This is a genomic window from Pseudomonas sp. NPDC098747, from assembly GCF_044760045.1.
In the GTDB taxonomy this organism is placed as follows: Bacteria; Pseudomonadota; Gammaproteobacteria; order Pseudomonadales; family Pseudomonadaceae; genus Aquipseudomonas.
Window position 1 is genome coordinate 23,277 of the sequence record NZ_JBIWAL010000022.1, and the last position, 11,592, is coordinate 34,868.

At 58.8% G+C, this 11,592-nt stretch carries 9 protein-coding genes and 1 pseudogene; 7 read left to right on the top strand and 3 right to left on the bottom strand.

What is annotated here, in order from left to right:
* Positions 1–91: 91 nt before the first annotated feature.
* Positions 92–484 (top strand): azurin, encoded by a 393-nt coding sequence (gene azu, locus ACIQVE_RS15375; RefSeq protein ID WP_402809724.1) that lies wholly within the window; start codon positions 92–94, stop codon positions 482–484.
* Positions 485–656: 172 nt separating this feature from the next.
* Here azu and nadE read toward each other — a convergent pair whose 3' ends face one another.
* The 3 genes from nadE to ACIQVE_RS15390 form a co-directional block, all read right to left on the bottom strand.
* Positions 657–1,484 carry an ammonia-dependent NAD(+) synthetase gene (gene nadE, locus ACIQVE_RS15380; protein WP_402809727.1) on the bottom strand — a complete coding sequence of 276 codons (828 nt, stop codon included), beginning with the start codon at positions 1,482–1,484 and terminating at the stop codon, positions 657–659.
* A gap of 4 nt (positions 1,485–1,488) precedes the next feature.
* On the bottom strand, positions 1,489–2,712 hold the full coding sequence (gene pncB / locus ACIQVE_RS15385) for a nicotinate phosphoribosyltransferase (RefSeq protein ID WP_402809730.1): 1,224 nt from the start codon (positions 2,710–2,712) through the stop codon (positions 1,489–1,491).
* A 218-nt stretch (positions 2,713–2,930) separates the two neighbouring features.
* Positions 2,931–3,830 (bottom strand): LysR family transcriptional regulator, encoded by a 900-nt coding sequence (locus tag ACIQVE_RS15390; RefSeq protein ID WP_402809733.1) that lies wholly within the window; start codon positions 3,828–3,830, stop codon positions 2,931–2,933.
* Between the two features lie 163 nt (positions 3,831–3,993).
* On the opposite strand from ACIQVE_RS15390, the gene ACIQVE_RS15395 reads away from it, so the two are divergent.
* The 6 genes and pseudogenes from ACIQVE_RS15395 to ACIQVE_RS15420 form a co-directional block, all read left to right on the top strand.
* Positions 3,994–5,484, top strand: coding sequence for an aldehyde dehydrogenase family protein (locus ACIQVE_RS15395; protein ID WP_402809735.1), 1,491 nt, complete (start codon positions 3,994–3,996; stop codon positions 5,482–5,484).
* 202 nt (positions 5,485–5,686) lie between these two features.
* The gene (locus tag ACIQVE_RS15400) at positions 5,687–6,970 is read left to right on the top strand and encodes an NAD(P)/FAD-dependent oxidoreductase (protein ID WP_402809737.1); all 1,284 of its coding nucleotides are present in this window, start codon (positions 5,687–5,689) and stop codon (positions 6,968–6,970) included.
* A 368-nt stretch (positions 6,971–7,338) separates the two neighbouring features.
* Complete coding sequence (locus tag ACIQVE_RS15405) at positions 7,339–8,472, top strand: ABC transporter substrate-binding protein (protein WP_402809739.1); 1,134 nt, start codon at positions 7,339–7,341, stop codon at positions 8,470–8,472.
* A gap of 241 nt (positions 8,473–8,713) precedes the next feature.
* On the top strand, positions 8,714–9,628 hold the full coding sequence (locus ACIQVE_RS15410) for an ABC transporter permease subunit (protein WP_042557415.1): 915 nt from the start codon (positions 8,714–8,716) through the stop codon (positions 9,626–9,628).
* A 3-nt stretch (positions 9,629–9,631) separates the two neighbouring features.
* Positions 9,632–10,933, top strand: coding sequence for a high-affinity branched-chain amino acid ABC transporter permease LivM (gene livM, locus ACIQVE_RS15415; protein WP_402809741.1), 1,302 nt, complete (start codon positions 9,632–9,634; stop codon positions 10,931–10,933).
* A pseudogene (locus ACIQVE_RS15420) lies at positions 10,930–11,592 on the top strand (ATP-binding cassette domain-containing protein); the annotation flags it as partial. The gene livM and the pseudogene ACIQVE_RS15420, both read left to right, overlap by 4 nt.

The following is an 11,592-nucleotide window of genomic DNA, read 5'->3' on the forward strand; positions in this document are numbered from 1 at the left end:
AATAATGACTATAAAAACCATAACTACAAGATTAAACAAAATATAAAAATAAAATACGCTATACCTAAATAATCTTGACAGCAGCCAATTGATGGCTGCCGAGTGCAAAACCACCGTTGACTCCACCGACCAGATGTCCTTCAACACCAAGGCCATCGAAATCGACAAGAGCTGCAAGACCTTCACCATCGAACTGACCCACTCCGGCAGCCTGCCGAAGAACGTCATGGGCCATAACCTGGTGATCAGCAAAGAAGCTGACATGCAGCCGATCGCCACCGATGGCCTGGCTGCCGGCATCGACAAAAGCTACCTGAAGGACGGTGATGCACGCATCATCGCTCACACCAAAATCATCGGCGCCAAGGAAACCGACTCGGTAACCTTCGATGTGTCGAAGCTCAATGCCAGCGAAAAATACGGCTTCTTCTGCTCGTTCCCAGGCCACATCTCGATGATGAAAGGCACCGTGACCCTGAAGTAATCAGGTTCACCGCGTCATCGTTCTTCGCGAGCAGGCTCGCTCCCACATTCGACCGAGATCAATGTGGGAGCGAGCTTGCTCGCGAAGAGGCCATCTGCATCGGCAGATAATCTGGCCAAAGAAAAGCCCGCTGAGGATCACTCCCCAGCGGGCTTTTTCATTCGCTCGCCGATTACGGCGCGAACGGCATCACACGTTTGTGATGAGTCTTGTTGTACGTATCAACAATGATCCTGAACGCCTCTTCACGCAGCGGCTCGCCGTGCAGGAAGGCGTCGATTTCGGTGTAGGTCACGCCATGGGACGCTTCGTCCGGTTTGCCCGGCGACAGGTCTTCGAGGTCGGCAGTCGGGATTTTCTCGACCAGCGACTCTGGCGCGCCGAAGCTGCGGGCAATCGCCCGTACCTGGTTTTTCACCAGACCGCTGAGTGGGGCGAGGTCACAGGCGCCGTCGCCGAACTTGGTGAAAAACCCCATCACTGCTTCCGCTGCGTGGTCGGTGCCGATCACCAAACCGCCCGCCGCGCCTGCAATCGTGTACTGCGCAACCATGCGCATCCGCGCCTTGGTGTTGCCGAGCACGAAATCAACTGACACCGCGTGCTTGCCTTCGAACGCCGCCACTTCACTGGCCAGCGCCTTCACCGCCGGACCGATGTTGACGGTGTGGCGTTCGTCCGGGGCGATGAAATCCACCGAGGCCTGAGCGTCGTGCTCGTCGAACTGGGTTTCATACGGCAGGCGTACGGCGATGAACTTGTACGCATTGTCGCCGCTACGTTCGCGCAATTCACGCATCGCGCGCTGGGCCAGCAGGCCGGCGGTCAGCGAATCGACGCCGCCGCTGATGCCCAGCACAAGCGTCTTGAGCCCGGAATTGACCAGGCAATCCTGAATGAAGGTAATGCGCCGGGCGACTTCGGCTTGCAGGGCCCTGTGGTCAGCGAACGGCGGTTGCACCTTGAGCTGTTCAGCAATCTCACGCTGTACGGCTTGCATGAATTCACTCCTTGCTAGATAGACTGGAATCGGCAGGAACCTGGAAAACATGTCGCAAATAGGCGACGAAATTCGGGTCTTTGCAGTGGGTCTTGCCTGGCTCGTCGGAGATCTTTGCCACCGCTTGGCCGTTGCAGGCGGTCATTTTAAGCACGATGCTCATCGGTTCGACACCCGGAATGTCACAGGTGAGGTTGGTGCCGATGCCGAAGCTTACGTTGATCCGCTCATGCAGCGCGCGGAAGATCTCCAGCGACTTGGGTAACGTCAGGCTGTCGGAGAACACCAGGGTCTTGCTCATCGGGTCGATACCGAGCTTGTGATAGTGGGCGATACATTTTTCGCCCCACGCCACAGGATCCCCGGAATCGTGGCGCAAACCGTCGAAAAGCTTAGCGAAGAACAAGTCGAAATCGCCGAGGAAAGCATCGGTGGTGATGCAATCGGTGAGGGCGATCCCCAGCAAACCCCGGTACTCGCGGACCCAGCAATCAAGGGCGGCGATCTGGCTGTCGATCAGCCGCGGGCCGAGTTGCTGATGCGCCATGATCCATTCATGGGCCATGGTGCCCAGCGGTTTCATGTCCAGTTCACGCGATAGATGCACGTTGCTGGTGCCGACGAATCGGCCGGGGAAATCGTGCTTGAGCACGTTCACCACTTCTTCCTGCACACGGTAGGAAAACCGTCGGCGGGTGCCGAAATCAGCCACCTGCAGTTGCGACAACTCATCGGCCGAAGCGTTGGCTGTCAGCCAGTCGAACTTGCGATAGAGCTGTTCGCGCGCCTGTTCGAGCACGGTTTCGCGATAGCGATAACGGTTGCGCACTTCGCTGACGATCGCCAGCAGCGGCACTTCGTAGAGGATCACATGCAGCCACGGCCCGCGCAGGCGGATGAACAGCTCGCCGTTCTCGATGCCAGTGTGCACGTAGCGCAGATTGAAGCGGAACAAGCCGAGGAAGCGCAGGAAGTCCGGTTTCAGGAAGCTGATGCGCTCCAGAAAACTCAGTTGATCGGCGCTCAGGCTCAGCTCGGCCAGACGCTCAATCTGGTAGCGGATCTCGGCCAGATACGGGCGCAAGTCCTCACTGTTACGGCAACGAAACTCCCATTCGACTTCGACGTTGGGGTAGTTGTGCAGCACTGCCTGCATCATCGTCAATTTGTAGAAGTCGGTGTCGAGCAGGTTCTGCACGATGCGATCGGCAAACACGCTCTCGCTCATAACGGGGTCTCCAGGTGCGCCGCGCCGTGGCGCGGTCTCAATCAATGGCGCTAGTGGCGCATATCAGCGGTGGGGATTGCCAGCAATATTTGGTCGGTGGAAGACATTGTGGCGAGGGGATTTATCTCCGTTGGGTCGCGCAGCGGCCCCAAAATCTCAAAAGCGACGACTGCTGCGCAGCCGAACGGGGATAAATCCCCTCGCCACAGGGGCTGGTTTCAGCCTGGATTGTCGATTTGTTCCAGCATCCATTTCACAAAATCCCTCACCTTGGGCACTTCCGCAGAGTGTTCCGGGTAGGCCAGGTAGTAGGCGTCGGTGCTGGGCATTGCATGCTGCCAGGGAATGACCAGTTTGCCGTCGGCCAACTCTTCTTCCACCAGAAACCGTGGCAACAGCGCCACACCGCAGCCGACCTGTGCGGCGCGGATGCACATATAAAAGGTTTCAAAACGCGGGCCGTGGTAGCTGTGTTCGGTCTGATAACCCTGACTGTCGAACCAGTCGTGCCAGGCCTGTGGCCGCGAAGCATTTTGCAGCAGCACCAGATCGGTGAGCTGTGTCGGATCGGTGAAAGGCTTGTCGGGCAGGCTGCCGGGGGCGCACACCGGCACCAGCTCTTCGCCGAACAGCTTCAGGCATTCAGTGCCGGGGCGCGAGCCTTGGCCGAAATAGAACGCCAGATCGCTGCGCCCTTGCAGCAAATCGTCGGCCTCCTGCTCGTTGCACATGTCGAGATGGATCGACGGATGGCGCAAGCGCCAGCCTTTGAGGCGTGGCACCAGCCAGCGGGCGCCGAAGGTCGAAGGCGTGGAGACGCGCAGGACTTCGGTCTCGCCGCCGTAGGAACGCAGGTAATGGGTCGACATCTCTACCTGCGTGAGGATTTTTCTGACTTCCACCAAGTACAAATCCCCGGCCGGGGTCATCTGTAAACGCCGGCGTACCCGGCGGAACAACAAGTGCTGCAACAATTCCTCAAGCTGCGCGACCTGTTTGCTGACGGCGCTTTGGGTCAGGTTCATTTCCTCGGCGGCCCGGGTGAAACTCAGGTGCCGGGTCACGGCCTCGAAGCACTGCAATGCGGTGATCGAGGGCAAGTGGCGTTTGTTCAGCATGGCTGATCCTTTTCTTGTCTTTCTATGCGCAGCATGAATAAACGGAATGATATCTCGCGTAAAGGTCGTTTGTTGCCTCGCCGTACTGACGCTACAACTAAAGGCTTGCCCGGTCGTGAAAAACCGACCGCACACATTCAGTTTTTTGCTTGAGGAGTGACCCATGGTTGCCGCATTGCTTGATCGTCTTGGTGTGAACCCGGCCCTTTATCAGAACGGCAAAGTGCCGGTGCATTCGCCGATCGACGGCAGCCGTATCGCCGCCGTCAACTGGGAAGGCCCGGCCGAGGTCGAGCAGCACATCAGTCGCGCAGATCATGCGTTCGAGGCGTGGCGTAAGGTGCCGGCCCCGCGTCGCGGCGAACTGGTGCGACAATTCGGTGAGGTGCTGCGCGAGTACAAGACCGATCTCGGCGAGCTGGTGTCGTGGGAGGCGGGCAAAATTACCCAGGAAGGCTTGGGTGAAGTACAGGAGATGATCGACATCTGCGACTTCGCCGTCGGCCTGTCCCGCCAACTGTACGGCTTGACCATCGCCTCCGAGCGCCCGGGCCACCACATGCGTGAAACCTGGCACCCACTGGGCGTGGTCGGTGTCATCAGCGCGTTCAACTTCCCGGTTGCGGTGTGGGCGTGGAACACCACGCTGGCGCTGGTCTGTGGCAACCCTGTGGTGTGGAAACCCTCGGAGAAAACCCCGCTGACGGCGCTGGCCTGTCAGGCGCTGTTTGATCGTGTGGTGAAGAATTTCAGCGATGCTCCGGCGAGCCTCTGCCAGGTGATCATCGGTGGCCGTGACGCCGGCGAAGCGCTGGTCGATGACCCTCGTGTGGCACTGATCAGTGCCACCGGCAGCACCCGCATGGGCCGCGAAGTGGCGCCGAAAGTCGCCGCGCGTTTCGCTCGCAGCATTCTCGAACTGGGCGGCAACAACGCGATGATCCTCGGCCCAAGCGCCGACCTAGACATGGCGGTACGCGCGATCCTCTTCAGTGCGGTCGGCACCGCCGGTCAGCGTTGCACCACGTTGCGTCGCCTGATCGCCCACGAGTCGGTGAAAGAAGAAATCGTCACCCGCCTCAAGGCTGCGTACGCGAAAGTGCGTATCGGCCATCCGCTGGAAGGCAATCTGATCGGCCCGCTGATCGATAAACACAGTTTCGAAAACATGCAGGATGCGCTGGAGCAGGCATTGAGCGAGGGCGGCCGGGTGTTCGGCGGCAAGCGTCAATTGCAGGATCAATTCCCCAATGCTTACTACGTCTCTCCGGCGATTGTGGAAATGCCGGAGCAGAGCGATGTGGTTTGCAGCGAGACCTTCGCGCCGATTCTGTATGTAGTCGGCTATAGCGATTTCGAGGAAGCGTTGCGCTTGAACAACGCTGTGCCGCAAGGTCTGTCGTCGTGCATCTTTACTACCGACGTGCGTGAGGCTGAACGGTTCATGTCGGCGGTCGGCAGCGACTGTGGCATCGCCAACGTCAACATCGGCCCGAGCGGTGCGGAAATCGGCGGGGCGTTTGGGGGTGAGAAGGAGACCGGTGGCGGTCGTGAGTCGGGTTCCGACGCCTGGCGCGCGTACATGCGCCGCCAGACCAACACCGTGAACTATTCGCTGGAGTTGCCGCTGGCGCAGGGCATTACGTTCGATTGACTGATGGATCTCTCCTGTAGGAGTGAAACCTGTGGCGAGGGGATTTATCCCCGTTGGGCCGCGCAGCGGCCCTGAAAATTTAAAAGCGACGACTGCTTTGCAGCCGAACGGGGCGGTGCGACGTTTCGCTAAATCCCCTCGCCACAAAGGCTCAATCCTACATTGAATTGTGTGTTTGGCAGGTTTCTGTTGGAGTCTGGCAATGCCGTTACGCGAAGAATGTCTGTGGGAAAAACTCACGCCGCAAAGGCCCGATAATACGGCGCTCAAGGGTGAGGTAAAAGTTGATGTCTGCGTGATCGGCGCCGGGTTCACCGGGTTGTCAGCGGCGCTGCATCTGTTGGAAAAAGGCAAGACCGTTTGCGTGCTGGAAGCTCATCGTGCCGGTCACGGCGGGTCCGGGCGCAATGTCGGGCTGGTCAACGCCGGCATGTGGATCCCGCCGGACGAGATCGAAGCCGGATTCGGCGAGGCGGTCGGCAGTCAGCTCAACCGCATGCTCGGGGCGGCGCCATCACTGGTGTTCAGCCTTGTGGATAAATACAACATCGATTGCCAGTTACGCCGCGACGGCACCCTGCACATGGCGCACAACGCCAAGGGAGAGGCGGATCTGCGCAGTCGTGAACAACAGTGGAAACGCCGTGGCGCGCCCGTCGAATTGCTGACGGGCAAGGCTTGTGAGCAAGCGACCGGCACGCAGAAAATCGCCGCCGCGTTGCTTGATCGCCGCGCCGGCACGCTCAATCCGATGGCCTATGTCACCGGTCTGGCGAATGCCGTGAGCGGACTCGGCGGGCAGATGTTTGATCACTCGCCGGTCACTCGGCTTGAGCGCATGGGGCAACAATGGTCAGTGCAGACCGAGCACGGATCGGTGCTTGCCGGGCAAGTGGTGATCGCCTCCAACGCCTACACCGAAGGCGACTGGACCGAACTCAAACGCAACTTCTTCCCCGGTTATTACTATCAGGTCGCCTCGGTGCCGCTGACCGAAGACGCCGCGCAGGAGATTCTGCCGGGCGGGCAGGGCTCGTGGGACACGCGACAAGTGTTGAGCAGCATCCGCCGCGACAAAGAAGGGCGGTTACTGCTCGGCAGCCTCGGCAACGGCAATCAGAAACCGGCCTGGTTTCTCAAGGCCTGGGCCGACCGGGTGCAGCAGCACTACTTCCCCAATCTGCAACCGGTTGAATGGGAATGCACCTGGACCGGGCGTATTGCATTCACGCCCGATCACTTGATGCGCCTGTTCGAACCGGCGCCCGGTCTGGTCGCCGTCACCGGTTATAACGGCCGTGGCGTGACAACTGGCACCGTGGTCGGCAAGGCCTTCGCCGATTACCTGTGCAATGGCAATCCTCAGGCCCTGCCGATTCCCTTTGCACCGATGCAGCCCCTGGCAGGCGTGGGTTTGCGCAGTTGCCTGTACGAGGCGGGTTTCTCGCTGTATCACGCGGGCCAGTGCCTGCGCATCGTTATTTGATTGTTGAAATATGTTGCCGGAAGCGGCGCTTTTCGAGGCAGCGACTAGCCTGTAATGGTGCGGGTTGTAGCAGTCCCGCACCAGCAGTGTGCAGTTCGGTGACGCGGGCTGTTACAGGCTGGTTGCACGTCGTTTGTTGCCGCGGTTGCAATGATGGCGCAAGCGGGTTGCGCCTGAAAAAATAAATGGTTTCACCTTCTGCGGTTTAGACGGTTGCACGCCCAATGAAAATGGGAACGAAACAGTCGAAATAACAAGAAAGCAGCGACTTTTTGAAGAATAAAAAACCGATGGCACGGCCCTTGCTCTGAGCTTTAAGAGAAGTGAAGTCGCAGTGCCAACTAAAAAAAACCTTGGAGCACCACCTCATGTCCCAGACGTTTTACAAGAAAGGCTTTCTGGCCCTCGCAGTGGCTACTGCGTTGGGTGTTTCTGCGTTTGCTCAAGCCGATGTCAAAATCGGTGTAGCGGGTCCAATGACTGGCGCCAACGCAGCATTTGGCGAGCAGTACATGAAGGGTGCACAGGCGGCGTCTGACGCGGTCAACGCAGCAGGCGGTGTCAACGGGGAGAAAATCGTACTGGTCAAGGGCGATGACGCCTGCGAACCGAAGCAGGCCGTGACGGTCGCCAAGGACCTCACCAACCAGAAAGTCGCCGGTGTGGTCGGTCACTTTTGCTCCTCTTCAACCATTCCAGCGTCGGAAATCTACGATGAAGCGGGCATCATCGCGATCACTCCGGGTTCCACCAACCCGCAAGTGACCGAGCGTGGCCTGAGCGCCATGTTCCGTATGTGCGGGCGTGATGACCAGCAAGGCATCGTTGCCGGCGACTACATCGTCGACGTGCTCAAGGGCAAGAAAGTCGTCGTGCTGCACGACAAAGACACCTACGGTCAGGGCCTGGCCGATGCCACCAAGGCACAACTGGTCAAGCGCGGCGTGACCCCAGTGTTGTACGAAGGCCTGACCCGTGGTGAAAAAGACTTCAGCACTATCGTCACCAAAATCCGTGGCGCTGGCGCCGACGTCGTTTACTTCGGTGGTCTGCACCCGGAAGCCGGCCCACTGGTTCGCCAACTGCGTGAGCAAGGCCTGAAAGACGTCAAGTTCATGTCCGATGACGGCATCGTTACCGACGAACTGGTGACCACCGCTGGTGGCCCGCAATTCGTCGATGGCGTGCTGATGACCTTCGGTGCCGACCCACGCATGCTGCCGGACAGCAAGGCTGTTGTAGACGCTTTCCGCAAGGCCGGCACCGAGCCTGAGGGTTACACCCTGTACGCCTACGCCTCGGTTCAGACCCTGGCCGCAGCCTTCAACGGCGCCAAATCCAACAAGGGCGAAGAAGCCGCCGCCTGGCTGAAGAAAAACACGGTGAAAACCGTCATGGGCGAGAAAGCCTGGGACTCCAAGGGCGACCTGAAAGTCTCCGACTACGTGGTTTACCAGTGGGACAAGGACGGCAAATACCACCAGCTGGAAAAACAGAAGTAAGGGCTGACGCGATCAGCTGACTCCCACCGATCCCCTGTGGGAGCGAGCTTGCTCGCGAATACGGGGTGTCAGTCGCCACAAACGGTAGCTGATACACCGCTTTCGCGAGCAAGCTCGCTCCCACAAGGGGGCGGGGTGGCCTTTCTGATCGTGACTGACATTGCTCCGACGTAAATCTGTATTTTTCCTAGAAGAACCGCACACCCCGGGTGTGCAGGTTCTCACTGCGTGAGATTGCGTTATGGATGGTATTTTCCTGCAGCAACTGGTCAACGGCCTGACCCTCGGGTCGGTCTATGGCCTGATCGCCATCGGCTACACAATGGTCTATGGCATCATCGGCATGATCAACTTCGCCCATGGCGAGGTTTACATGATTTCCGCTTACCTGGCGGCAATCAGTCTGGCTCTGCTGGCGTACTTCGGTATCGAATCTTTCCCTCTGCTGATGCTCGGCACCCTGATCTTCACCATCGTCGTCACGGCGGTGTATGGCTGGGTCATCGAGCGTGTTGCCTACAAACCCCTGCGCAACTCCACACGGCTGGCGCCGCTGATCAGCGCCATCGGTATTTCCCTGATCCTGCAAAACTATGCACAGATCGCCCAAGGCGCGAAACAACAGGGCGTTCCGACGCTGCTCACTGGCGCATGGCGGGTCGAAGTCGGCACCGGTTTCGTGCAACTGACCTACACCAAAGTCTTTATTCTGGTGGCCGCATTCGTCGGCATGGGGCTGCTGACCTACATCATCAAGTACACCAAGCTCGGCCGCATGTGCCGCGCTACTCAGCAAGACCGCAAGATGGCCTCGATCCTGGGGATCAACACCGACCGGGTGATTTCCTACGTGTTCATCATCGGTGCAGCCATGGCGGCACTCGCTGGTGTGCTGATCACCATGAACTACGGCACCTTCGACTTCTACGCCGGCTTCATCATCGGCATCAAGGCGTTCACCGCAGCAGTACTCGGCGGGATCGGTTCGCTGCCGGGCGCCATGTTGGGCGGGATCATCCTCGGTATCTCCGAGTCGCTGTTCTCCGGCCTGGTCAACTCCGACTACAAAGACGTGTTCAGCTTCTCGCTGCTCGTACTTGTTCTGGTCTTCCGGCCGCAGGGCCTGTTGGGCCGTCCTCTTGTGTCGAAGGTGTAAGCGATGTCTGCAACCACTAAAAAATCCATTGATGTCAAAAAAAGCCTGGTTGAGGCGATTCTGGCCGGCCTGATTGCCTTGATTGTTTTCGGGCCGATCGTCGGTGTCGTGCTCGACGGTTACAGCTTCAACCTTGAAATGACCCGCGTGGCATGGATCATCGCCATCGTCATGGCGGGCCGGTTTGCCCTCAGCCTGTTTCTGCAAACGCCCAAGGGCCTGAAGATTCTCGACGGATTCGAGAGCACCGGGTCGGGTGTGCACGTATTGCCCGCCGATCACAAATCAAGCCTGCGCTGGATCATCCCGCTGGTGATTCTGCTTGCTGTGGCCGTGCCGTTCTTCTCCAACTCCTACCTGCTGGGCGTGGTCATCCTCGGGTTGATCTATGTGCTGCTAGGGTTGGGTCTGAACATCGTGGTCGGTCTGGCCGGTCTGCTCGACCTTGGTTACGTGGCGTTCTACGCCATCGGTGCCTACGGTCTGGCGCTCGGATATCAATACCTCGGGCTGGGTTTCTGGACGGTGCTGCCACTGGCGGCGATCACCGCTGGCCTCGCCGGCTGCATCCTCGGTTTCCCTGTGCTGCGCTTGCATGGCGACTACCTGGCGATCGTGACCCTGGGATTCGGTGAAATCATTCGCCTGGTTCTCAACAACTGGCTGTCCCTGACCGGTGGCCCGAACGGTATGCCGGCACCGCTGCCGACGTTTTTTGGTCTGGAATTCGGCAAGCGGGCGAAGGATGGCGGGGTGCCGTTTCATGAGTTTTTCGGCATCGCTTACAACCCGGACGTGAAGTACTACTTCATCTATGCGGTGTTGTTCCTCGTGGTACTGGCCGTGCTGTACATCAAGCATCGTCTGGTGAAAATGCCGGTCGGTCGCGCTTGGGAAGCCTTGCGTGAAGATGAAATCGCCTGCCGCTCGATGGGCCTCAACCACGTACTGGTCAAGCTCTCCGCTTTCACCATCGGTGCTTCGACGGCGGGTCTGGCGGGCGTGTTCTTCGCCACCTATCAAGGCTTCGTCAACCCGACTTCGTTCACCTTCTTCGAATCGGCGCTGATCCTCGCCATCGTCGTCCTCGGCGGCATGGGCTCGACCATCGGCGTGGTGATTGCAGCGTTCGTGCTGACCGTTGCCCCGGAACTGCTGCGCGGTTTCGCTGAATATCGCGTGCTGTTGTTCGGCATCCTGATGGTGTTGATGATGATCTGGCGACCACGCGGGCTGATCCGCATCAGCCGTACCGGGGTCAAACCACGCAAAGGTGCCATTCACTATGAGAGGACTGCGCAATGAGTGAAGTCGTACTCTCTGTTGAAAAACTGATGATGCACTTCGGTGGCATCAAGGCGCTGAGCGATGTCAGCCTGAAGGTCAAACGCAACTCGATCTTTGCCCTGATCGGCCCCAACGGCGCGGGCAAGACCACTGTGTTCAACTGCCTGACCGGTTTTTACAAGGCCACCGGCGGCAAGATCGAACTCAACGTGCGCGGCCAGCAGACCAACGTGATTCAGTTGCTGGGCGAATCGTTCAAACCGACCGATTTCGTTTCGCCGAAAAGCTTTCTCAGCCGGATGTACTACAAAATGTTCGGCGGTACCCATCTGGTGAACCGCGCAGGGCTGGCCCGAACCTTCCAGAACATTCGTCTGTTCAAGGAAATGTCGGTGCTGGAAAACCTGCTGGTGGCCCAGCACATGTGGGTCAACCGCAACATGCTCGCCGGCATCCTCAACACGAAGGGCTATCGCAAGGCCGAAAGCGATGCACTGGACTGTGCGTTCTACTGGCTTGAAGTGGTCGATCTGGTGGACTGCGCCAACCGTCTGGCCGGTGAACTCTCGTACGGTCAGCAACGCCGTCTGGAGATCGCTCGGGCCATGTGCACGCGGCCGCAGATCATCTGCCTCGAATATCCGGCCTCGTTTCTGAATCTTGTTTTAAGTTTATTT

Excerpts from the sequence above, each read along its gene's own strand:
- azu (WP_402809724.1), top strand. The coding sequence starts at position 92 with ATGGCTGCCGAGTGCAAAACCACCGTTGACTCCACCGACCAGATGTCC.
- nadE (WP_402809727.1), bottom strand. The coding sequence starts at position 1,484 with ATGCAAGCCGTACAGCGTGAGATTGCTGAACAGCTCAAGGTGCAACCG.
- pncB (WP_402809730.1), bottom strand. The coding sequence starts at position 2,712 with ATGAGCGAGAGCGTGTTTGCCGATCGCATCGTGCAGAACCTGCTCGAC.
- ACIQVE_RS15390 (WP_402809733.1), bottom strand. The coding sequence starts at position 3,830 with ATGCTGAACAAACGCCACTTGCCCTCGATCACCGCATTGCAGTGCTTC.
- ACIQVE_RS15395 (WP_402809735.1), top strand. The coding sequence starts at position 3,994 with ATGGTTGCCGCATTGCTTGATCGTCTTGGTGTGAACCCGGCCCTTTAT.
- ACIQVE_RS15400 (WP_402809737.1), top strand. The coding sequence starts at position 5,687 with ATGCCGTTACGCGAAGAATGTCTGTGGGAAAAACTCACGCCGCAAAGG.
- ACIQVE_RS15405 (WP_402809739.1), top strand. The coding sequence starts at position 7,339 with ATGTCCCAGACGTTTTACAAGAAAGGCTTTCTGGCCCTCGCAGTGGCT.
- ACIQVE_RS15410 (WP_042557415.1), top strand. The coding sequence starts at position 8,714 with ATGGATGGTATTTTCCTGCAGCAACTGGTCAACGGCCTGACCCTCGGG.
- livM (WP_402809741.1), top strand. The coding sequence starts at position 9,632 with ATGTCTGCAACCACTAAAAAATCCATTGATGTCAAAAAAAGCCTGGTT.